Source organism: Demequina phytophila (genome assembly GCF_000971135.1).
GTDB classification, from domain to species: Bacteria; Actinomycetota; Actinomycetes; order Actinomycetales; family Demequinaceae; genus Demequina; species Demequina phytophila.
The window spans coordinates 75604-97333 of the sequence record NZ_BBLW01000009.1 but is presented as its reverse complement, the minus strand read 5'-3'; the positions used below and the strand labels follow the sequence as shown (position 1 = coordinate 97333).

The following is a 21730-nucleotide window of genomic DNA, read 5'->3' as shown; positions in this document are numbered from 1 at the left end:
CCCGGGCATGCGAAAGGGGCGCCGCTCGCGCGACGCCCCTCCCGTGGTGATGCTCAGCTGACGCGGGTGAGCCTGCCGCAGCCCATCACCTGCAGGAATTCGCCGGCCTTGGCCTTCACCGTGACAGGTCCGGACTGGTAGACGCCCATGTCCTGGAGCGAGCTCTCGCTGCCCAGCGGGCGGGTCTCCGAGACGTAGAGGCACCAGTGGAGGTGGAAGCCGTCGATGTCGATCCCGGTGATGTCCTCGGCGGTGTACGTGCCGGGCCTGATGTCGGTGCCGACCGCGTAGGTGCCGTCCTGACCCATCACGGAGCGCTTCGCGCCCGTGCCGTCGAACTTGGTCCAGCCGCCGCAGCCACGGAAGTGCACCCAGGTGTCGGTCGCCTTGACCTGGATGTACACGCGGTTCCATCCCCCGTTGTTGCCGAGGACGTACTTCTGCTTGTTCTTGTCCTTGCCGGACAGGCGGTACCACTCGCACATCTTCGCGCCGGTGCGGAAGTAGGTTCCGGGCTGGATGTCCTTGCCCACGCGGTAGTAGCCGTTCGCCGAGGCGACCTTGGGGCGGGCGGCCGCGGCCTTGGTCTGGGCCGACGACTGCGTCACGGCGGCGTACCCGCGCTTCGAGTAGGTGACGACCACCGAGAAGCGCTTGCCCTGGTCGATGTTCTTGAGCGGGAGGGTCGCGCTGGTCCGTCCCGTGAGGGCGACGCCGTCGCGGAACCACTGGTACGCCACCTTGGCGTCCGCGGGCCTGAGGCCGTCGGTCACCGCCGTGAGCGTGCTGCCGGCGCGCACCGGGCCCGCGATGGTCGGTACCGGCGCGGAGCCGAAGGCGTTGAGGACGGTCCTCGCGCCGGTCGCGGTGGCGACGGCGTCGACGTAGCCGGGGATGGAACGCGTGACGACCACCGACATGAGGTGCCCGGCGTCGGCACGGCGCAGCACGTAGTCGGCGGCGGTGCCTCCGCTGAACGCGGTGCCGTCGCGCAGCCACTGCACCGTGACGCCGTCGCCCGCGGGAACGGCGGCGCTGACGGTCTCGCCCACGACCCAGCGACCCGTGATCGCGGTGGTGAACTCCTCCTGCGTCGCGAGCGCGACCGTGACCGGCTCGGTCGAGACCGTGAGGTCCGAGTAGCCGTCGAGGTGCGCCGTCACGTCGAGGACGAGGCTCGCGCCGCCGTCACCCGCCTGCAGCGTATACGCCATGTCGGTGCCGACCTCGAGCCCGTCGACGGACCACGAATAGGTGAGCTCCGGCTCGGGCGTCCAGGTCCCGGCGTCGGCCGTGACGGTCGAGCCGACGACCACGTCGCCGACGATCGACGGCATGCCCGGCTCGAACGCCTCCTCGGCGTGGGCGGCGGTCGGCACGAACGCGGCGAAGGCACCCGCGAGCGCGATGGAGGCAGCGATCGCGCGGCCGGATGGACGGCGCGAGGCCGCGATGGAGCGAGTCATGGTTCCCCTCAGTCATGGGCCGCCGACGATGGCGGTGAGAGGATTATGGCGGGCGCGCGAACCCGCCGTGTACATGCGGTGACGAAACCGACACGGCGTGTCGTTGAGGGCGTGGTCCGCGGACGCGCGCGGGCACGCGCGGGGTGCGTCGGGGGCTACTCCGAGAGCCTCGCCCGGATGGCCGCACCGTGCGCGGGCAGGTCCTCGGCCTCCGCGAGCGCGACCACCTTCTCCCCCACGGCGCCCAGCGCGTCCGCGCTGTAGTCGATGAAGGACACGGCCTTGAGGAACGCGGTCACGCCGAGTCCCGACGCGAAGCGCGCCGTGCCACCCGTGGGCAGCACGTGGTTGGAGCCGGCGAGGTAGTCGCCGAGCGGCACCGGTGAGTGCTCGCCGACGAAGATCGCGCCGGCGTTCCGGATCCGCGCCGCCACCTCGCGCGGGGAGGCGGTGTGAATCTCGAGGTGCTCGGCGCCGTACGCGTCCGCCACGGCGACGGACTGGTCGAGGCCGCTGGTGAGGATGACCGCGCTCTGGCGACCCGTGAGCGCCTCCTTGGTGCGGGCGAGGTGCTTGGTGGCGTCCGCGAGCGCGCCGAGCTCCCGCTCGACGGCCTCCGCGAGCTCCTCGGAGTCGGTGATGAGGACGGAGCCCGCCATCGGGTCGTGCTCGGCCTGGCTGAGCAGGTCCGCCGCGACCCAGCGCGGGGTCGCGGTCGCGTCCGCGATCACCGCGATCTCGGTGGGACCCGCCTCGGAGTCGATGCCGACCACGCCGTTCACCGCGCGCTTGGCCGCGGCGACGTACACGTTGCCGGGGCCCGTGATGACGTCCACCGGATCGCACAGGCCCTCGACGCCGTACGCGAGCATGCCGATCGCCTGCGCGCCGCCGACGGCGTACACCTCGGTGACGCCGAGCAGCGCGCACGCGGCAAGGATGGTCGGGTGCGGAAGCCCGCCGAACGCCTTCTGCGGGGGGCTCGTGACCGCGATCGACGGCACACCCGCCGCCTGCGCGGTGACCACATTCATCACAACGGAGCTCGGGTAGACCGCGAGCCCGCCCGGCACGTACAGGCCCACGCGACCCACCGGGATCCAGCGCTGCGACACGACGGCGCCGGGCGCGAGCTCGACGTCCACCGGCGGCGGGACCGTCGCCCGGTGGAAGCGACCCACCCGGTCGATGGCCTCCTCGAGGCCGTCGCGGACGGCGGGGTCGAGGGTCGCGAGCGCCTCCCGGATGGCGGCCTCGGGGACGCGCACGTGCTCCGGCACGACCCCGTCGAAGCGCTCGCCCAGCTCCTTGAGCGCGGCCTCGCCGCGGACGCGCACGTCCTCGATGATGGGCTCGACCACGGCGAGCGCGTCGCCGACGTTGACGTCGGCGCGGGGCACGATGGACAGCAGTTCACGGGCGGACAGGTCCTGGCCGCGGAGGTCGATCCGAGAGAGCACGTGCCGAGTCTAGTGGCGCTCGCGCGGGCCTCACCGGGCCCGGGCGCCGGCATGCGGGCCCGGGCGCCGCGTCACCGCGCCGTGAGCACCTCGACGCCGTCCTCGGTGATCGCGATGGTGTGCTCGCTATGCGCGGTGAGGCAGCCCGTCGCGCTGCGCAGCGTCCACCCGTCGGCGTCGGTGACCAGCTCGTCCGTGTCGATCATCGCCCACGGTTCGAGCGCGAGGAGCAGCCCCGGCCGGAGGCGGTAGCCGCGACCGGGCCGGCCCGCGTTGGGCACGTGAGGATCCTGATGCATGGTCGACCCGACGCCGTGCCCGCCGAACTCGAGGTTGATCGGGTAGCCGGCATCCGTGAGCACCGCGCCGATCGCGTGCGAGACGTCGCCGAGGCGCACATCGGGTCCGGCCGCGGCGATCCCCGCGGCGAGCGCCCGCTCGGTCGCGTCGATCAGCGCGGCCGCCTCGGGCGTCCCGCCCCCGCCCACCACGAAGCTGACGGCGGAGTCCGCCACCATCCCCCGCAGCGAGACCGCGAGGTCGAGCGTGAGCAGGTCGCCGGCGGCGAGCGCACGATCGCGGGGGCGGCCGTGGAGCACCGCGTCGTTCACGGACGTGCAGATGTAGTAGCCGAAGGGTCCCTCGCCGAACGACGGCGCGTAGTCCACGTAGCAGGACTCCGCGCCCGCCGCCCGGATCGCGTCGCGCGTCCACGCGTCGATCTCGAGCAGGTTGACGCCGGGCACCGCGCGCTGTCGAAGGTCGGCGAGGATGTCGCCGACGAGGGCGCCCACGTCTCGCGCACGCGGCAGCTGCGCCGGCGCAAGGATCTCGATCATGTCCCGCCTTCCCTCCGGTGCGTGCGCCGCACCGGTATTTCTATACCGGCATTACAATACCGGCATGGTCCGGCTTCCCCTCACCCCCGCAGAGATCGACCGCGGCCGCCGCCTGGGCACCGCCCTGCGCGAGGCGCGCGGCGAGCGCACCATCCTCGAGGTCGCCGTTCGCGCCGGCATCTCGCCCGAGACCCTGCGCAAGATCGAGTCGGGACGCGTCGCCACCCCCGCGTTCGCCACCATCGCCGCCGTCGCCGCGGAGGTGGGCCTGTCGCTCGACGGCCTGTGGGCGCAGCTGAGCGATGCCTCTGACGGCGCGGGCGCGACCGTCACCGCGTCATAGGCCGCGCGGAGCGTCCGGGCGTCCGCGCCCGATCCACCCCAGGTGGGTGTGCTGGAAGTGGTCGTCGTGCTTGAGCCCGTAGCCCAGGGCTCGGTCCACGCCCACATGGAACAGCCAGGACGATGCGCCGATCAGGATCCACCGCACGTCACCGGGGACGTCCCACGCCTGGGCGGCGATGGCCCACGCGCCGAGCGCCGCCGGGCCCCAGTACGAGTGGACGAGGTTGTACGCGAAGGCACCCGCCCGCGGCCCGCGCAGGTACCCGAGCGCGCTCAGGTCGAACGCGAGGAACAGCGCCAGCGGCCACCACCACGCGTCGAGCGCGATCGCTCCCGCCGACGCGACGACCGCGAGCGCGGCGCCCTCGAGGCGTTCCCAGGCGATAGGGCTCATGCGCTCAGGGTCGCACGCAGGCGGCGCTATGCCCCGGTGAGGCAGTTGGGGCCCAGCGCCGCCTTGAGATCGCCGATCAGCGCGGACGAGCGCGACACCCGGAACTCGTCACCCAGCCGCATGGTGAGCGGCTTCTCGGGGCCGGTAAGCACCATGCGGACCTCGATCGCGCCGGGGTGCGAGCGCAGGATCCCCTTGACCTGCTCGACCAGCGGCGGCGTGACGCGCGACGCCGGGACGGTGATCGCCACCGGCGACGTGTCCGTCACGTTGAGGTTCGGCACGTTGACCTCGACCGCGGAGAACTGGAGCCCGCCGTCGCCGCGCTCACGGCACCGGACCTTGATGGCGAGCACCGCGTCATCCGCGAGGTCGCGCGCGTACGTCTCGTAGACCTTGCCGAAGAACGAGATCTCGGTCTCGCCGGTCATGTCCTCGAGCGCGATGATCGCGTACGGGTTGCCCGACTTCGCGATGCGACGGTCCACGCGGGTAACCAGGCCGGCGAGCTTGATCTGGTCGTTCTCCTTCACGCCGTTCGCGGGCGTCGCGTTGAGGATCTGGTGCGTCGCCTCCGAGCGGATCACGTGGTCGAGCCCCGACAGCGGGTGGTCGGACACGTACAGGCCCAGCATGTCGCGCTCGAGGTTGAGCTTGGTCTTCTTGTCCCACTCGTCGAGCGTGGGGACCTCCACCGTCACTCCCCCGCCCAGGTCGGCGGCGTCGGCGAACAGGTCGAACTGACCCGTCGCCTCCTGACGCTTCACCCCGATCACGGAGTCGATGGCCTGCTCATGGACCGCGTTGAGCGCGCGGCGCGAGTAGCCCAAGGAGTCGAACGCGCCGGCCTTGATGAGCGAGTCGATGGTGCGCTTGTTGCACACGGTCGCGGAGACCTTGTCGAGGAAGTCGGCGAAGGACGTGAACGCACCCTGCTCGGTGCGGGCCTTGACGATCTCCGCGACCACGTTCGCGCCCACGTTGCGCACCGCGGTGAGGCCGAAGCGGACGTCGTCGCCGACGGCGGCGAACGTCGCCTTGGACTCGTTGACGTCCGGCGGCAGCACCGTGATGCCCATGCGACGGCACTCCGCGAGATACAGCGCGGACTTGTCCTTGTCCGTGCCCACCGAGGTGAGCAGCGCCGCCATGAACTCGGTCGGGTAGTGCGCCTTGAGGTAGGCGGTCCAGAACGACAGCACCCCGTACGCGGCGGTGTGCGCCTTGTTGAACGCGTAGTCGGCGAACGGGAGCAGCGTGTCCCAGAGCGCCTTGATCGCGGCGTCGGAGTATCCGTTGGCCTTCATGCCGGCCTCGAAGGGCTCGAACTCCTTGTCGAGGATCTCCTTCTTCTTCTTACCCATGGCGCGACGCAGCAGGTCGGCGGCGCCCAGCGTGTAGTCGGCGACGATCTGCGCGATGCGCTGCACCTGCTCCTGATACACGATCAGGCCGTAGGTGATCCCCAGCACCTCCTTGAGCGGCTCATCCAGCTCGGGGTGGATGGGCGCGATCGCCTGGCGGCCGTTCTTGCGTTCCGCGTAGTTGGTGTGGGAGTTCATGCCCATCGGGCCGGGGCGGTACAGCGCGAGCACGGCGGAGATGTCCTCGAACGTGTCGGGGCGCATCTGGCGCAGCAGCTGGCGCATCGCGGTGCCGTCGAGCTGGAACACGCCCAGCGTGTCGCCGCGTCCCAGCAGCTCGAACGCGCCGTCGTCGTGCAGCGGCAGGTCCTCGAGGACCAGCGGCTCCTTGCCGTTGTCGACGATGTTCTCGAGGGCGTCGTCGAGGATGGTGAGGTTGCGCAGGCCCAGGAAGTCCATCTTGACCAGGCCGAGCGTCTCGCACGTCGGGTAGTCGAACTGCGTGATGACCGCGCCGTCCTGCTCGCGCCGCATGATCGGGATGATGTCGATCAGCGGGTCGGAGGACATGATGACGCCGGCCGCGTGCACGCCCCACTGACGCTTCAGGCCCTCGAGACCCTGCGCGAGCTCGAACACCTGCTGCGCCTCGGGGTCCGCCTCGAGCACCGCACGGAAGTCCTGGCCCTCGTGATGGCGGGCGTGCGTGGCGTCGGTGACGCCGATCAGGGGCATGTCCTTGCCCATGATCGCCTCGGGGTACGCCTTGGTGAGCGTCTCGCCCAGCGAGTACGGCTTGCCGAGCACGCGCGTCGAGTCCTTGAGCGCCTGCTTGGCCTTGATGGTGCCGTACGTGACGATCATGGACACGCGGTCCTGGCCGTACTTGTCGGTGACGTACTGGATGACCTCGCCGCGCCTGCGCTCGTCGAAGTCCACATCGAAGTCGGGCTTGGACTCGCGCTCCGGGTTGAGGAAGCGCTCGAAGTACAGCTGGTGCTCGATCGGGTCGATGTCGGTGATCTTCATCGCGTACGCGGCCATCGAGCCGGCACCGGAGCCACGCCCCGGCCCCACGCGGATGCCGTTGTCCTTGGCCCACTGGATGAAGTCGGCGACCACCAGGAAGTAGCCGGGGTAGCCCTTGCCCGCGATGACCTCGATCTCGTAGTTCGCGCGCTCCTGCACGTGCGCGGGGATCTCCTCACCGAACCGCAGGTGAAGGCCCTTCTGGACCTCCTTGACGAACCACGAGTGCTCGTCCTCCCCCGGCGGGCAGTCGAACACCGGCATGTAGTCGGCCTTGGTGTTGAACTCCACCTCGCACTGCTCGGCGATCGCGAGGGTGTTGGTGAGCGCCTCCGGGTAGTCGCCCCAGATGCGCCACATCTCCTCGGCTGACTTCACGTAGTAGCCGTCGCCGGAGAACGCGAAGCGCTTGCCGCCCTGGTCGTACGTGGGCTCGCTGAGCGTCGAGCCCGACTGCACGCACAGGAGAGCCTCGTGCGAGACCGAGTCCTCCTTCTTCGTGTAGTGGAGGTCGTTGGTCGCGACGAGCGGCGCGCCGATCGCCTTCGAGATCCGCAGGAGGTCCTCGAACACGCGCTTCTCGATGTCCAGGCCGTGATCCATCAGCTCGACGTAGTACGAGTCCTTGCCGAAGATGTCCTGGAACTCCGCGGCCGCCCGCAGCGCCTCGTCGTACTGGCCCAGCCGCAGGCGCGTCTGCACCTCGCCCGACGGGCAGCCGGTGGTCGCGATGATGCCCTTGGAGAAGCGCTGCAGCAGGTCGCGGTCCATGCGCGCCTTGTAGAAGTGGCCCTCGAGGCTCGCGTAGGACGCGAGGCGGAACAGGTTGTGCATGCCGCCCGTGTCGCGGGCCCACATGGTCGCGTGGGTGTACGCGCCGCCCGAGCTGACGTCGTCGTTCTCCTGGCCGCGCTCGCCCCACCGCACGCGCGTGCGGTCGCCCCGCGCGGTGCCGGGCGTGAGGTACGCCTCGAGCCCGATGATGGGCTTCACGCCCGTGGCCTGCGCCTTGTTCCAGAACTCGTACGCGCCGAACAGGTATCCGTGGTCCGTGGTGGCCATGGCGGACTGGCCCAGCCGCTCGGCCTCCTTGAACAGGTCGCCGATCTTCGCCGCCCCGTCCAGCATCGAGTACTCGGTGTGGACGTGGAGGTGGACGAAATCCTTGGCCGGCATGGGGACGATTCTAGGAGTGCCCACCGACAGCGAGGGGACGATGCGCGGGTCGCGTCCCGGTGTCGCGGCGCCTCACGCGTCGGCGCGCAGGTACGGGTACGGATCCGCCTCCTGGGTCAGGTACAGCCGGTCCATCGCAAGGACGTCGGCGACGTCGACACCGAGGAACGCGCCTTCGAGATGCTCCGGCTCGTCGATGCCGGGTTCGCCCGAGGCGGCGCCGCCCGGGCAGTAGACCAGCATCGCGCCGCCGGTGGCCGGGTACACGTCGACGGTCGCGGTCCAGCACTCGTCGCTGTTCGGGGCGATGGCGAGATCCGCGACCGTCTGGTCGCGCGGGTCGTCGCCGCTCACGTACAGGTACTCGTCCTGCGGCGCCCCGTCGACGCGCACGACGGGCAGCGCGATGGTGACGCACTCGTCCTCGCGCAGGCCCGGCTCCGCGAGGCACCAGCGCCCCTCGACGTCCGCGAGGGAGGCGCCTGCACCCGGCTCGGCGGAGGGCACCGCGCTCGCCTCCGCGGAAACCTCGACCGTCGGCAGCTCCGCCGGCGACCCGCTCGTCGCGGGCGCGGCGTCGGCGGTGATGGGCGGCGTCGTGGACGCCGCCGTCGTACCCGCGCCCGGCGCCCCGGGCGTCTTCGCCGTCGCGCACCCCGCCAGCATCGTCGCCGCCCCCGCCACCAGCACCACGCCGTGCCACGCCCGCATCGCTCCCCCTCTGCTCGCGCGGCGCACACGGCCGCGCGCCGAACCTATCGGGACGCCGAATCCCCTGCATATCCCCCACTTCTGGGGGCGTTGACCCGCCGTCCCCGCGGGCTGGGAGAATGTCCCGGTGAGCGAGGAGACCAGGCCCCGGCGGAACCGGCGCGGACGCGGCAGGCGCGATGGTGCGCCCGCCCAGCCCACGCATCGTCCCCGGGTCAGCCGCCGGGCGCTCGAGGCGGCCGCCGCCAGGCGCGCAGCCGTCGAGGTCCCCCCGATCACGTACCCCGCGCAGCTCCCGGTCAGCGCACGGCGCGACGAGATCGCCGCCGCGATCCGTGACCACCAGGTGGTGATCGTCGCCGGCGAGACCGGCTCGGGCAAGACCACGCAGCTGCCCAAGATCTGCCTCGAGCTGGGTCGCGGCCGCGCCGGCCAGATCGGCCACACGCAGCCACGCCGCATCGCGGCCCGCTCGGTCGCGGACCGCATCGCGGAGGAGATCGGCACCGAGCTGGGCAGGATCGTCGGCTACCAGGTGCGCTTCACGGACCAGAGCTCCGAGGACACCCTGGTCAAGGTGATGACGGACGGCATCCTGCTCGCCCAGATCCAGCGCGACCCCGACCTGCTCGCGTACGACACGCTCATCATCGACGAGGCGCACGAGCGCAGCCTCAACATCGACTTCCTGCTCGGCTACCTCACCAACCTCCTGCCGCGCCGCCCCGACCTCAAGATCGTCATCACCTCCGCGACGATCGACTCCGAGCGGTTCGCGCGGCACTTCGCCGCCGGCGGCCCGCTCCCGCAGCGCGACCCGGCGGACGATGCCGACGTCGCCGAGGCCCGCGAGCGCGACCCTCGCGAGGCGCCCGTGGTCGAGGTCACGGGCCGCACGTTCCCCGTCGAGATCCTCTACCGCCCGCTCGAGGGCGCGACCAAGGGCGAGGAGAAGGACCTCGTCGCGGGCATCGTCGACGCGTGCGACGAGCTGATGAGCTGGGGCGACGGCGACATCCTGGTCTTCCTGTCGGGAGAGCGCGAGATCCGCGACGCCGCCGAGGGCCTCGAGGCGCACCTGGGCGAGCGTGCGCGCGACCCCCGCCACCCGCGCCGCGTCGAGATCCTGCCGCTCTACAGCCGCCTGTCGGCCGCCGACCAGCACCGGGTGTTCGAGCGTCACACCGCCCGGCGGATCGTGCTCGCGACCAACGTCGCCGAGACCTCGCTCACGGTGCCCGGCATCCACTACGTGGTCGACCCCGGCACCGCGCGCATCTCGCGCTACTCCAAGGCGACCAAGGTCCAGCGCCTCCCGATCGAGCCCGTCTCGCAGGCGAGCGCGCGCCAGCGCTCCGGACGCGCGGGTCGCCTCGCCGACGGCATCGCGATCCGGCTGTACTCCGAGGAGGACTTCGAGGGCCGTCCCGCTTTCACGGAGCCCGAGATCCTGCGGACGTCGCTCGCCAGCGTGCTGCTGCAGATGATCTCGGTCGGCGTCGTCGAGGGCCCGGACGACATGGCGCGCTTCCCGTTCGTCGAGCCGCCGGACACGCGCGCGATCCGCGACGGTGTGCAGCTGCTGTCCGAGCTGGGCGCGATCTCCGTGCGCGACGGTCGCACCGCCCTCACCGACACGGGCCGCAAGCTCGCGCGCCTGCCCATCGACCCGCGCCAGGCCCGGATGATCGTCGAGGGGGCGCGCCACGGCGTCGCGCGCGAGGTCGCCGTCATCGCCGCCGCGCTGTCCATCCAGGATCCGCGCGAGCGCCCCTCCGAGAAGCGCGAGGAGGCCGATCTCCTGCATCGCCGCTTCGCCGACCCGGCGTCCGACCTGCTGTCCTACCTCAACCTGTGGGAGCACGTCCGCGAGCGCCAGCACGCGCTGTCGGGCAACCAGTTCCGGCGCCTGTGCAGGTCTGAGATGCTCAACTTCCTGCGCGTGCGCGAGTGGCAGGACCTGGTCCAGCAGCTGCGCGAGGCCGCGAAGTCCATCGAGATCGAGATGGCGTACCGCAAGCCGTCCCCGGTCGAGGACCCCGAGGGATCGGGCGCGCTCCGCCACGTGTGGGACGACGACGGGATCCACCGGTCGATCCTCGCGGGCCTGCTGTCGCAGGTGGGCGCGCAGGACGTGCTCCAGCTCAAGGCGAGCTCCTTCACCCACCTCAAGGGCGAGGCGCGCGCCAAGGAGATGCGGAAGGCCCGCAAGCGCGCCTCCAACGAGTTCATCGGCGCGCGCGGCATCCGCTTCGCGATCAACCCCGGCTCGCCGCTGTCGAAGAAGCCGCCGGAGTTCGTCATGGCGGCCGAGCTCGTGGAGACGTCGCGGCTGTGGGCGCGTGACGTCGCGCGCATCGACCCCGCGTGGGCCGAGGAGCTGGCGGGCGACCTCGCCAAGCGCACCTACTCGGAGCCGCACTGGTCGTCCAGGCGCGGCGCGGCGATGGCGACGGAGAAGGTGCTGCTCTACGGCGTCCCGATCGTCGCCGACCGCCCCGTGCTGTGGGCGAAGGTGAACCCCGAGGAGGCGCGGGATCTCTTCATCCGCCACGCCCTCGTGCAGGGCGAGTGGACCACGCACCACGGCTTCTGGCGCCGCAACCAGCGGGTGCTCGAGGAGGCCGCCGAGGTCGAGGCGCGCTCCCGCACCCGCGGCGTCATCGCCGACGAGGACACCCTCCATGGCTTCTACGACGCGCGCCTGCCCGAGACCATCGTGTCCGCGCGCCACTTCGACCGCTGGTGGCAGGGCGCGCGCCGCGAGGACCCCGAGCTGCTCACGCTCACCCTCGAGGAGCTGGTCCCCGAGCACGCGGCCGTCGACGCGTCCCAGTTCCCCGAGCGGTGGCCTCAGCTCGACCTCGAGCTGCCGCTCACCTACCAGTTCGAGCCCGGCACCGCCGCGGACGGCGTGACGGTCCACGTGCCCGTGGGCGTCCTGGCGCGCGTCATCCCCCACGGGTTCGACTGGCTGGTGCCGGGCATGCTGCCCGAGCTGGTGACCGCGACCATCCGCGCGCTGCCGAAGTCCGTGCGCCGGCTCCTGGTGCCGGCCCCCGACGCGGCCCGGGACATCGTCGCGTGGATGGGCGAGCGCCTGCCCGCGTGGGAGGACGTGGTCCGCGCCGGCGACATGGCCGAACCCTTCCGCGACGCCTTCGCTCGCGCCGTGCGCGACCTCCGCGACGTCGAGATCCCCGCGGACGCGTGGGACGGTCTGGAGGAGCGCCTGCCCGCCCACCTCCGCATGACCTTCCGCGTGGTGGAGCCCCGCGGCCGCGGACAGCGCATCCTCGACGAGTCGCACGACCTGCTGCTCCTGCAGCGCTCCCTCGCACCTCAGGCGCAGGCCGCCGTGCGCACCGCGGTGCAGCGCGCCGCGGACGCCGCGTCGCGCGGCCGGGGGGACGATGCCCGGGCCGGGTCGCCCGCCGCGGTCGCCCCGGCTACGGCTGCCGGGGGTGGTGCCGCGCCGCGACCCACGAGCGCGACCGTCGCGGAGGTCGCGGCGCTCTCCACGTGGCCCGACCTGGACGCGCTGCCCGACGAGGTCGAGGGCACCGTGCACGGCGTGGTCGCGCGCGGCTACCCCGCGATCGTGGAGGAGGGGACGCGCGCCGCGCTGCGCGTGCTCGCGGACGCCGCCGAGCGCGACGCCGCGCACGCGCGCGGCGTCCGCCGGCTGCTGCTCACCGAGGTGGGGCTCGCGACCAAGCGCGTCACCACCCGATGGTCCCCCGCCGAGTCGCTCGCGCTCGGCGCCTCCCCCTACCGTTCGACCGACGCCCTGGTGGACGACCTCCAGGCCGCGGCCGTCGCCACGCTCGCGCCGGCGGCGGGCGCCGTGCGCGACCGGGCGTCGTACGAGGCGCTCCGCGCGCACGTGCGGGCCGGCCTCGAGGACCGCGTGCTCGAGATCGCCCGCCACGCGGCGGCCGCGCTTGCCGCCGCCCGCGAGCTCGACGTCGCGGTGCGCGGAGCGACCTCGCTGGCGCTGCTGGCCACGCTCCAGGAGCTCCGCGAGCAGTCCACGGCGCTCGTGGGCGACGGCTTCATCCGGACGACCCCGCCCGACCGGCTCCCCCACCTCGCGCGCTATCTCAAGGCGGCCGCGCATCGTCTGGAGAAGGCGCAGACGGATCCCGCGAAGGACGCGCAGCTCGCGTGGCAGGTGGGACAGGCGATCGAGGCGTACGACGCGGTGCGCGCCGCGCACGCGAACGGGCGCACGAGTCCCGATACCGCGGCGGCGCTCGAGGCGGTGCGGTGGATGCTCGAGGAGCTGCGGGTGTCCCTGTTCGCGCAGCGGCTGGGGACCGATGGGCCCGTGAGCGAGCAGCGCATCCGCAAGGCGCTCGCCGGGATCGGCTAGGTTGCCTGCCATGACCCCTGACGCCGCACCCGACACTCCGCGTACTTCCCCCGCGTGGGAGGCGTGGACCATCCGCGCGCTGGCCGCGCTCGCGGTGCTGGTGCCCGTGATCCTCGCCGCGACGGCGTGGGGCGGCGTGGTGCACGGACACCCCGCGTACGGCGTGACGCTCGCCGTCACGGCGGTGCTCGGGGCGCTCACCCTGTGGCGGTGGCGACGTGCGCGCCGCGCGGGCGGTGCCCTCCTCCTGTTCGCACGCGTCGGCGGCATCCTCGCGACGGTCGCGTGGATCGCGGTGCTCGCATGGATGCGCCCCGCGACCGCGGTCGAACCCGCGCTGGCCGCGATGGAGTCGGACGGCACGGTGACGGTCACCGAGTCCGCGACCGCGATCACCATGACGCCCGCGGGAGGCGGCGACTCCACCGGCGTGCTGTTCCAACCGGGCGCGCTGGTGGACGCCCGCGCGTACGCCGCCGTGCTGCGACCGCTCGCCGAGGCGGGCCACTCCGTGGTCATCACGAAGCAGCCGTTCGGGATCGCGTTCTTCAACCTGGGCGCGCTCGACGCGGCCCGCGCCACCCACTCCGAGGTCTCGCAGTGGGTGGTCGGCGGGCACTCGCTCGGCGGCGTGGTCGCCTCGATGAGCGCCGAGGCGGACGCCTCCGCCGATGCCTTCACCCCCGTGACGGGCCTGCTCCTGTTCGCCTCCTACCCGGCGGGCGACATCAGCGGCTCGCTCACGGCCGCCGTCGAGTCGATCTCGGGCAGCGAGGACGGCCTGTCCACTCCCGCGGCGATCGACGCGTCGCGCGCGGACCTGCCCGCCGACGCGCACTTCACCGTGGTCGAGGGCGCGGTCCACGCGTACTTCGGCGACTACGGCACGCAGCGCGGCGACGGCACCTCGACCATCTCCCACGACGATGCGCGCGCACAGATCAGCGCCGCCGCCGTGGAGTTCGTCGACTCGCTCGGGGACTGACGCACGGCGTCCGGGCCCCGCTCAGCCCGCGACGAGGTCCTTGTAGGCGTCGTGGTGCGGGATGCCCTCGTCGAGGTAGCCGTCGCCGTGCGCGACGTAGCCCAGCCGCGAGTAGAACGGCATCGCCTGGTCCTGGGCGCTCAGCTCGACACGCACGCCGCCGCCGGACCCGTGGCGCGCGAGCGCCTCCGCCTCGAGCACCTCCATGAGGGCGCGGCCCGCGCCCGTCCCCCGCGCGGCCGCGGTGACCGCGAGCCTGCCGATATGCGGGTTCGAGGGGTCCATCGCACCGTGATCGGCGTGGAAGTCGTCCGTATGGGGCGCGAGCAGGCGCCCGGTGCCGAGCGCCTCGCCGTCCGCCGCATAGGCGACCACGTGCACGGTGCGCGGGTCGTCGTCCTGCGCGTCCCGCTCGGACTCGGGCGCGACGCCCTGCTCGTCCACGAACACCGCGATGCGCACGCGCATCGCGTCCTCGAGCTGCGCTGACGTGCGCACCACCTCGACGTGCACGTCAGCCACGCAGGACGTCCAGCGCCGCCGCGAGGTCGTCCGGGTACGTCGAGGTGACCCGTACCTCGCCGCCGCGGGTGGGGTGCTCGAACGCGAGCTCGTGCGCGTGCAGCCACTGGCGGGTCAGGTTCAGCCGCTTCGCGAGCGTCGGGTCGGCGCCGTAGGTGAGGTCTCCCGCGAGGGGGTGCCGCATCGCAGCCATGTGCACCCGGATCTGGTGGGTGCGGCCGGTCTCGAGGTGGATCTCGAGCAGCGAGGCGCTCGGGAACATCTCGAGCACCTCGTAGTGGGTGACGGACGGCTTGCCGCCCTCCACCACCGCGAACTTCCAGTCCGAGCTGGGGTGACGCCCGATGGGCGCGTCGATGGTGCCGGCCGTCGGGTCCAGGTGCCCCTGCGCGACCGCGTGGTAGATCTTCTCGACCGTGCGCTCCTTGAACGCCCGCTTGAGGAACGAGTACGCGGGCACGGTCCGCGCGACCACCATGAGCCCGGACGTGCCGACGTCGAGACGGTGGACGATCCCCTGGCGCTCCGGGGGGCCCGCCTCCGCGAGGCGGTACCCGGCGCCGGTGAGCGCGCCCACCACGGTGGGACCGGTCCAGCCGGGCGACGGGTGCGCGGCGACGCCGATGGGCTTGTCCACCACCACGACGTCCTCGTCCTCGTACGCGACCCTCAGGCCACCGGGGATGGGCGGCTCGGGAGCGGCGGGGCGCTCGTCGGGGATGTCGACCGCGAGGATGCCGTCGGCGAGACGGTCCGAGCGGCCCACGGTGCGGCCGTCGAGCATGACGTGATCGCCGTCGAGGATCTCCGCCGCCTTGGTGCGCGACAGCCCCAGCATGCGTGCGAGCGCCGCGTCGGCCCGCTCGCCCACGAGCGCGTCGGGGACCGGCAGGTAGCGGGTCTCAGCCACGGCGCGACGCGTCGTCGGTGGAGCCGTCGCCTTCGGCGCCCGCCGAGGGCTCCGGCGCGGCCTCTCCCGGCACCTCGTCGGACGATGCGCGGGACCCGGCCGCGGCATCGTCCCCCGTGGGCACGAGGATGGGCTTGGACATGAGCCCCGCGATGACGATCCAGATCGCGGCGCCCACGATCGCGATGTCCGCGACGTTGCCGACGAACTGGTCGGCGTAGTTGATCATGTCGACCACGTGGCCCTCGCCGAACGACGGCTGACGGAACAGTCGGTCGATGAGGTTGCCCACGGCGCCGCCGAGCGCGATCCCGAACACGGCCGCGGCCCAGCGCGCCTGCGCGCGCCGGCCGTAGACCACGATGCCCGCGGTGACGAGCAGCGCGATGATCGTGAGGATCCACGTCGACTCGTCGCCGAGGCTGAACGCCGCCCCGGAGTTGAACACCAGCTGGATGGACAGCAGGTCACCGATGACCGGATGCTCGACGTAGGGTTCGAGCGCCTCGAGAGCCCACTGCTTGGTGAGCTGGTCGAGCGCGACCACGCCCGCGGCGAACAGCCAGAACGCCGGCCTCCAGGTCAACGACGCTCCTCGCGCTGCTTGCACGTCACGCACAGGTTCGCGCGGGGGAACGCCATGAGGCGCGCCCGGCCGATGCCCTGGCCGCAGGACTGGCACACGCCGTACGTGCCCTTCTTGATGCGGCGCAGCGCGTCGACGCTCTGCTCGAGCATGTCGCGCGTGTTGTTGACGATCGACATCTCCTGCTCGCGCTCGAGCGCCGTGGACCCGGCGTCCGCCTGGTCGTCGCCCGCACCCTCGGACGTGTGCAGGAGGTCGTCGAGCTCGTGCTCGGTCACGCCCAGCTCCGTGACGAGGCGCTCGACGTCGGCGTTGAGCACCTCGACGATCTGACGAAGGTCCGCGATCTTCCAGGCCTCGTCGCCTTCACGCACGGGAAGCTGCTTGACATCCGCCGGCTTCAGCTCGGCGGGATCCACCACCACGATGGTCACATCGGTGCTGCTCATGATCGTCCTCGTCTCTGCCTGGTGAAAGGAGGGTAGTCCCCCTGGGAGCACATAGCAAAGCGCCGCGCCCTTCGGCGCGGCGCCCTGCGTGTCGCGAGCGTCAGTCCTGCTTGTTCTCGTCGCCCTCGGCCGGCTTGCCCCACGGGCTCTGCGGCGTGTACGGCGTGCCGAACTGGGTCGACTGCGGCGTGTACGGCTGCTCCGCGAGCTTGGGAGTCATGCCCGTGACGGGAGCGAACGGGTGCGGCTCCTCGCCGTCCTCCGACGCCTCCTCGCCCTCGGCGGCCTCGTCGCCCGAGTCCTCGGCGGGAGCCTCCTCGGAGGCGCCCTCCTCGACCGCGGCATCGTCCTCGGCGGGGGCCTCGGCGGCGAAGTCCTCCTCGACGGGAGCCTCGTCCGTGGCCTCGTCGGCGGCGTCGCCCATGGCGTCCTCGCCGACGAACGTCGCGACCGGCGCGGGAGCGGTGCCCTCGGCGTGGTCGAGGTCGTCGAGCAGGTTCGACAGGTAGGACTTGAGGCGCGCGCGGTAGTCGCGCTCGAAGCGGCGAAGGTCGTCGATCTTCGACTCGAGCAGCGTGCGCTCCGAGTTGAGCTCGTCCATGCGGGCGGCGGCGTCGGTCTCGGCGCGCTCGACGATCGACTCGGCCTTGGCCTTGCCCTCCTCGATGAGCCGCTCCTTCTCCTCCTCGCCGGCCTGCACGTACTCGTCGTGGAGCTTCTGCGCCATCGCGAGCATGCCGGTGGGGGTGGGGGGCGTGGGGTCGGTCGCCGCCTGGAGCAGGCCGGTCTCCTGGGTCGCCTCCGGCGCGGGCACGGCGGCGGGGGCGCCGCCACCCTGCTCCAGCTGGGCGGCGAGCTCGTCGCGCTCCTGCGTGAGCTGGGCGATCGTGGCGGCGACCTCGTCGAGGAAGTCGTCGACCTCGTCCTGGTCGAAGCCCTCGCGGTACTTGGTCTTGGAGAAGGCCTTGTTGAGGACGTCCTCGGCGGTGAGCAATGCCATATCGACTTCCACCTCACGCGGTATAGGGGCCGGGGTACCGGCCGTACTGATATTTCGTCACTGTACCGACATGTGTATCGGCACGCACTTGAGAGTGCGGTGTCAGGCGCGAACGGCGGCGTAGCCGATGGCCTGGTAGAGCAGCGAGACTGCGAGGAACACGATGAGGAACGCCAGATCGATGCGCACCTGGCCGAGCGACAGCGGCGGCACCACGCGACGCACGGCCTTGATGGGCGGATCGGTCGCGGTGAGCACACCCTCGACGGCGACCAGCGCCGCACCGGTGGGGCGCCAGTCGCGCGCGAACACGAGCACGAGGCTGATGACGATGCGTGCGAGCAGGGCCATCATGAACAGGAACAGCACGAACTGGAGCGCGCCAAGAAGGAAGGACACGCGTCGAGCCTACCGCGAGGGTCAGGCCTGGTTGTAGAACGCCTGGTCCTGCTGGGGCTCCTCGTCGATGCCGATCTCCACGTGCGCGGGCGACAGCAGGAACACCGAGGTGGTGACCCGCTCGATCGAGCCGTGCAGGCCGAAGGAGAGGCCGGCGGAGAAGTCGACCAGGCGCTTCGCGTCCGCGTCGGTCATCTCCGTGAGGTTCATGATGACGGGCACGCCCTGACGGAACGCCTCGCCGATCAGGCGCGCGTCGTTGTAGCTGCGCGGCTTGATGGTCTGGATGCGGCGCAGGTCCTGCGCGGGCGCGGCGGACTCACGGGGCGCACGCACCGCCTTGACGGGCGCCGACTTGGGGCCGTGCTGCTTGACCTCGGACACGTCGTGCAGGTTGGTCACGGGCGCGAGCTCGGGCTCGCGGTCGGCGTAGCCGTACTCCTCCTGCTCGTTCACGTCGAAGCCGAGGTACTGGATCGCCTTGCGCAGTGCGCTCATCATGACCCCCTGGTCGTGGTGCTGGACAACGTCTTCACGGTAGGGCCGTGATCGCCCTGGTCAGCGGACCGACACGCCGCAGACGATCACGCCCGCGTGCCTTCCGGTGACGCCGTCGCGGCGGTGGGAGAACAGCGTCGGGTCCTCGAGCGTGCAGACACGGTGACGGAGGACCCCCGCGACGCCCAGCTCGCCCAGCCGCGACTCGATCGCGCGTGGCAGGTCGAGCGCCGGAGTGCCCGCCCGCGTGACGGCACGCGCGGTGGGGTGGCGTGATGCGACCTGGTCGCGCATCTCCTCGGGCACCTCGTAGCAGCGCCCGCAGATCGCGGGGCCGATGCTCGCGGCCATGCCGCGGCGATCGCGCCGTTGCGCGGGCGTGCGCAGGTCGAGCAGCGCGGCGACCGCCGCGTCGACCGCGCCCAGTCGCACGCCCTCGCGGCCGGCGTGCACGGCGGCGACGGCGCCCGTGGCGGCATCGTGCAGCAGGATGGGCACGCAATCCGCCGCGATCGCGCCGAGCGCCACACCGGGGGTGCGGGTCACCAGCACGTCCGCGACCGGCGGGTCCTCCGCCGGCACGGTCACCTCGGCGACGCGGATGCCGTGCTCGGCGTGGAGGAAGGACACCGGCGCACCCGCGAACGCGGAGACGGTCGCGCGGTTGAGCGCGACCGTCTCCGGGCTGTCGCCCACGTGGGTGGCGACGTTGAGCGAGTCGTACGGCGCGGCGGACGCGCCGCCCGCCCGCGTGGTGAAGAACGCGCGGACCGGGAGCCCGGCGTCGAGCACGCCCTCCTACCGGAGGAAGTCGGGCACGTCGAGCGCGTCGGCGGCGGGACGGGCCGGCGGCGTCACGGGGATCGCGTCGGTCGCGGGCGCGGGGTCCTTCGCGACGGGAGCGGCCGGGATGACATCCGCCTCGACGGGTGCGTCGATGGGCTCGAGCGCCTCCGCCTTGGGGGCCGGCGTGGACTCGATCGCGCCAAGGGCGCCCGCGTGGGTGCGGTGCGTCGGGGCGCCGCCGTCGAATCCGGCGGCGATGACGGTGATGCGGAGCTCGTCGCCCAGCGAGTCGTCGATGACGGTGCCGAAGATGATGTTGGCCTCGGGGTGCGCCGCCTCGCGCACCAGGCGGGCCGCGGTCTCGACCTCCTTGATGCCGAGGTTCGAGCCGCCGGAGATCGACAGCAGCACGCCGTGCGCGCCCTCGATCGACGCCTCGAGCAGCGGCGACGCGATCGCGCCCTCCGCGGCCTCGAGCGCGCGGGACTCGCCGCGGGCGCTCGCCACGCCCATGAGCGCGGTGCCCGCGCCCTGCATGACGGACTTGACGTCGTTGAAGTCGACGTTGATGAGACCGGGCGTGGTGATGAGGTCGGTGATGCCCTGGACGCCGCCCTGCAGCACCTGGTCCGCCGCCGCGAACGCGCCGAGCACGCTCAGCTGCGCGTCGGAGATGTCGAGCAGGCGGTCGTTCGGGATGACGATCAGGGTGTCGACCTCGTCGCGCAGCGTCGCGATGCCGTTCTCGGCCTGGTCCGCGCGGCGGCGGCCCTCGAAGCCGAACGGGCGGGTCACCACGCCGACGGTCAGCGCGCCGAGCGAGCGGGCGATGCGGGCCACCACGGGCGCGCCGCCGGTGCCGGTGCCGCCGCCCTCGCCCGCCGTGACGAACACCATGTCGGCGCCGCGCAGCGCCTCCGCGATCTCGTCCTCGTGGTCCTCGGCCGCCTTCTTCCCGACCTCCGGGTCCGCGCCCGCGCCGAGGCCGCGCGTGAGCTCGCGGCCGATGTCGAGCTTCACGTCCGCGTCGGACATGAGCAGCGCCTGCGCGTCGGTGTTGATCGCGATGAACTCGGCGCCCTTGAGGCCGACGTCGATCATGCGGTTCACGGCGTTGACGCCGCCACCGCCCACGCCGACGACCTTGATGTGCGTGATGTAGTTCTGCGGTGCGGCCATGTGCCTGTCCCTTCAACCTTAACCCTCAAGTTGAGGGTTATAGTTATGTCAAGTCGTTCACTGATGAAGGTACGGGCGCGCGGCCCGAACCCGTCGCAGACACGCGCGTGTCGCGAAGAATTATCGGCGCGGCCTCGCGCGCCGGGACGATGCGCCTCGCGCGCGCCGCGGTCAGGCCGACTTGGTCGTCGGCAGGGTCGGCGCGGAGACGTCGATCTCGGTGGCGTCGGCGGCCTCGTCGGAGCCGAGCAGCACCTGCAGCACGCGCGCCTTGAGGGCGGAGTCCTCGGCGCTCCCCCAGTCCACGATCGGACCGTCGCGCAGCACGAACGTGACCGTGTCCTCCGACGTCGCGCTGATGTCCTCGACGCGGTTGCGGAGCTTGACCGGCAGCTGGTTGACCACGCCGAGCGCGGCCTCGAGGATGCGCTCGTTGCCCTTGCCCACGGGCACGGTGAGCACGGGCAGGCGGTCGGGCTCGTCCGCGACGTGGCCCACGCGGGTCGCCTCGGAGTCGAGCAGGTCGAAGCCGTCGTCCGCGGGCACCGCGGCGACCGGCTCGCGCGACACGAGCGCGATGAGCAGCCCGCGCGGCCACACCCGCTCGACCGTGGCGTCGCGCACGCCCGGCACCTCGCGGAGCTCGTCCGCGAGGCGGGACGACGGCAGCGTCGCGAGCGACTGGCCCTCGTGCGTCGCCACCACCGCGGCGACGTCCTCCGGCTCCACCACTGTGCCGAAGCCCGTGACCTCGACCTGCTCCGGGTCGAGCGCGAGCACCGGCGACGCGAGCACCACCCACGCGAGCACCGCGGCGATCAGCACGTAGCCGGCGCGCCGGGCCCACACGAGCGCGGAGAGGCGACGCTGCGCGGCGGCCCGCTCCTTGAGCCGCGTCTGCAGACGCAGCGTGACGTTGCCGAGCTGCTCGGCTGCCGCCTCCGCGCCGCGCGCGCCGTGGCGGCGCAGGCGTCCGCCCAGGCGCGAGCGACCCGAGACGTCGGGCGTGGCGCTCGTCGACGGCGCCGGCCGTCGGGTCGCACCGTCGCGGCGCCAGGCGCGCGCGAGCTCGTCGGTCTCCGCCGTGACCGGCACGCCGCCGGTGCGCGGGCGCTCGGTCCCGCCCCGGCCGGTGGCGACGGTCCCCTTCCCTGTCGCGACGGTGCCCGTGCGCGGCCGTTCCACGCGCGGGGACGGCGCGCTCGGAGGAGCCGGCGGCGCCGCTGGAGGCGGCGCGGACGCCCGCTTGACGGGGGC

General features: G+C 72.4%; 19 protein-coding genes. 3 read left to right on the top strand and 16 right to left on the bottom strand.

Annotated elements, in window-relative coordinates:
- Positions 1-53: 53 nt before the first annotated feature.
- The 3 genes from AOM01_RS13310 to map all read right to left on the bottom strand — a co-directional run bounded on the left by AOM01_RS13310 (position 54) and on the right by map (position 3765).
- Positions 54-1466: an Rv1352/Rv1906c domain-containing protein gene (locus AOM01_RS13310; RefSeq protein WP_062294414.1), complete on the bottom strand. Its 1413-nt coding sequence runs from the start codon at positions 1464-1466 to the stop codon at positions 54-56.
- A 155-nt stretch (positions 1467-1621) separates the two neighbouring features.
- The gene (gene hisD / locus AOM01_RS13305) at positions 1622-2926 is read right to left on the bottom strand and encodes a histidinol dehydrogenase (RefSeq protein ID WP_062294413.1); all 1305 of its coding nucleotides are present in this window, start codon (positions 2924-2926) and stop codon (positions 1622-1624) included.
- 71 nt (positions 2927-2997) lie between these two features.
- Positions 2998-3765: a type I methionyl aminopeptidase gene (gene map, locus AOM01_RS13300; RefSeq protein WP_062294411.1), complete on the bottom strand. Its 768-nt coding sequence runs from the start codon at positions 3763-3765 to the stop codon at positions 2998-3000.
- 64 nt (positions 3766-3829) lie between these two features.
- Between map and AOM01_RS13295 the strand changes: the two genes are divergently transcribed.
- Positions 3830-4108 carry a helix-turn-helix domain-containing protein gene (locus AOM01_RS13295; protein WP_062294409.1) on the top strand — a complete coding sequence of 93 codons (279 nt, stop codon included), beginning with the start codon at positions 3830-3832 and terminating at the stop codon, positions 4106-4108.
- Here AOM01_RS13295 and AOM01_RS13290 read toward each other — a convergent pair.
- The 3 genes from AOM01_RS13290 to AOM01_RS13280 form a co-directional block, all read right to left on the bottom strand.
- Positions 4103-4504 carry a DUF4260 domain-containing protein gene (locus tag AOM01_RS13290; RefSeq protein ID WP_062294407.1) on the bottom strand — a complete coding sequence of 134 codons (402 nt, stop codon included), beginning with the start codon at positions 4502-4504 and terminating at the stop codon, positions 4103-4105. The genes AOM01_RS13295 and AOM01_RS13290 overlap by 6 nt on opposite strands.
- A 26-nt stretch (positions 4505-4530) precedes the next feature.
- Positions 4531-8073: a DNA polymerase III subunit alpha gene (gene dnaE / locus AOM01_RS13285; protein WP_062294405.1), complete on the bottom strand. Its 3543-nt coding sequence runs from the start codon at positions 8071-8073 to the stop codon at positions 4531-4533.
- A gap of 72 nt (positions 8074-8145) precedes the next feature.
- Positions 8146-8784, bottom strand: coding sequence for a hypothetical protein (locus AOM01_RS13280; protein ID WP_062294403.1), 639 nt, complete (start codon positions 8782-8784; stop codon positions 8146-8148).
- A 127-nt stretch (positions 8785-8911) separates the two neighbouring features.
- On the opposite strand from AOM01_RS13280, the gene hrpA reads away from it, so the two are divergent.
- Together hrpA and AOM01_RS13270 are read left to right on the top strand one after the other, a co-directional pair.
- Entirely contained in the window at positions 8912-13159 is a 4248-nt protein-coding gene (gene hrpA / locus AOM01_RS13275; RefSeq protein ID WP_062294401.1) for an ATP-dependent RNA helicase HrpA, read from the top strand.
- 10 nt (positions 13160-13169) lie between these two features.
- Positions 13170-14144: an alpha/beta hydrolase gene (locus AOM01_RS13270; RefSeq protein WP_062294399.1), complete on the top strand. Its 975-nt coding sequence runs from the start codon at positions 13170-13172 to the stop codon at positions 14142-14144.
- Positions 14145-14165: 21 nt separating this feature from the next.
- Here the strand turns inward: AOM01_RS13270 and AOM01_RS13265 are convergent, their stop codons facing one another.
- From AOM01_RS13265 to AOM01_RS13220, 10 genes are all read right to left on the bottom strand, one after another.
- Positions 14166-14666 carry a GNAT family N-acetyltransferase gene (locus AOM01_RS13265; RefSeq protein ID WP_062294397.1) on the bottom strand — a complete coding sequence of 167 codons (501 nt, stop codon included), beginning with the start codon at positions 14664-14666 and terminating at the stop codon, positions 14166-14168.
- The gene (locus tag AOM01_RS13260) at positions 14659-15576 is read right to left on the bottom strand and encodes an RluA family pseudouridine synthase (protein ID WP_062294395.1); all 918 of its coding nucleotides are present in this window, start codon (positions 15574-15576) and stop codon (positions 14659-14661) included. The genes AOM01_RS13265 and AOM01_RS13260 overlap by 8 nt, the downstream gene beginning before the upstream one ends.
- Complete coding sequence (gene lspA / locus AOM01_RS13255; RefSeq protein WP_169746567.1) at positions 15569-16162, bottom strand: signal peptidase II; 594 nt, start codon at positions 16160-16162, stop codon at positions 15569-15571. The genes AOM01_RS13260 and lspA overlap by 8 nt, the downstream gene beginning before the upstream one ends.
- Positions 16159-16611, bottom strand: a complete 453-nt coding sequence (locus tag AOM01_RS13250; protein WP_062294394.1) for a TraR/DksA family transcriptional regulator — start codon at positions 16609-16611, stop codon at positions 16159-16161. Before AOM01_RS13250 ends, lspA begins: the two co-directional genes overlap by 4 nt.
- Positions 16612-16711: 100 nt before the next feature.
- Positions 16712-17611: a DivIVA domain-containing protein gene (locus tag AOM01_RS14510; protein WP_156155992.1), complete on the bottom strand. Its 900-nt coding sequence runs from the start codon at positions 17609-17611 to the stop codon at positions 16712-16714.
- Positions 17612-17713: 102 nt separating this feature from the next.
- Positions 17714-18010: a YggT family protein gene (locus AOM01_RS13240; protein ID WP_062294392.1), complete on the bottom strand. Its 297-nt coding sequence runs from the start codon at positions 18008-18010 to the stop codon at positions 17714-17716.
- Positions 18011-18031: 21 nt separating this feature from the next.
- Positions 18032-18511: a cell division protein SepF gene (locus tag AOM01_RS13235; RefSeq protein ID WP_062294390.1), complete on the bottom strand. Its 480-nt coding sequence runs from the start codon at positions 18509-18511 to the stop codon at positions 18032-18034.
- A 57-nt stretch (positions 18512-18568) separates the two neighbouring features.
- Positions 18569-19300 carry a purine nucleoside phosphorylase YfiH/LACC1 family protein gene (locus AOM01_RS13230; RefSeq protein ID WP_062294388.1) on the bottom strand — a complete coding sequence of 244 codons (732 nt, stop codon included), beginning with the start codon at positions 19298-19300 and terminating at the stop codon, positions 18569-18571.
- A gap of 6 nt (positions 19301-19306) precedes the next feature.
- Complete coding sequence (gene ftsZ, locus AOM01_RS13225; protein ID WP_062294385.1) at positions 19307-20473, bottom strand: cell division protein FtsZ; 1167 nt, start codon at positions 20471-20473, stop codon at positions 19307-19309.
- A 171-nt stretch (positions 20474-20644) separates the two neighbouring features.
- On the bottom strand, positions 20645-21658 hold the full coding sequence (locus AOM01_RS13220; protein ID WP_062294383.1) for a cell division protein FtsQ/DivIB: 1014 nt from the start codon (positions 21656-21658) through the stop codon (positions 20645-20647).
- Positions 21659-21730: the final 72 nt, after the last annotated feature.

Coding starts and splice junctions, on each gene's coding strand:
- AOM01_RS13310 (WP_062294414.1), bottom strand. CDS start 1,466: ATGACTCGCTCCATCGCGGCCTCGCGCCGTCCATCCGGCCGCGCGATC.
- map (WP_062294411.1), bottom strand. CDS start 3,765: ATGATCGAGATCCTTGCGCCGGCGCAGCTGCCGCGTGCGCGAGACGTG.
- AOM01_RS13295 (WP_062294409.1), top strand. CDS start 3,830: ATGGTCCGGCTTCCCCTCACCCCCGCAGAGATCGACCGCGGCCGCCGC.
- AOM01_RS13290 (WP_062294407.1), bottom strand. CDS start 4,504: ATGAGCCCTATCGCCTGGGAACGCCTCGAGGGCGCCGCGCTCGCGGTC.
- dnaE (WP_062294405.1), bottom strand. CDS start 8,073: ATGCCGGCCAAGGATTTCGTCCACCTCCACGTCCACACCGAGTACTCG.
- AOM01_RS13280 (WP_062294403.1), bottom strand. CDS start 8,784: ATGCGGGCGTGGCACGGCGTGGTGCTGGTGGCGGGGGCGGCGACGATG.
- AOM01_RS13270 (WP_062294399.1), top strand. CDS start 13,170: ATGACCCCTGACGCCGCACCCGACACTCCGCGTACTTCCCCCGCGTGG.
- AOM01_RS13250 (WP_062294394.1), bottom strand. CDS start 16,611: ATGAGCAGCACCGATGTGACCATCGTGGTGGTGGATCCCGCCGAGCTG.
- AOM01_RS14510 (WP_156155992.1), bottom strand. CDS start 17,611: ATGGCATTGCTCACCGCCGAGGACGTCCTCAACAAGGCCTTCTCCAAG.
- AOM01_RS13235 (WP_062294390.1), bottom strand. CDS start 18,511: ATGATGAGCGCACTGCGCAAGGCGATCCAGTACCTCGGCTTCGACGTG.
- ftsZ (WP_062294385.1), bottom strand. CDS start 20,473: ATGGCCGCACCGCAGAACTACATCACGCACATCAAGGTCGTCGGCGTG.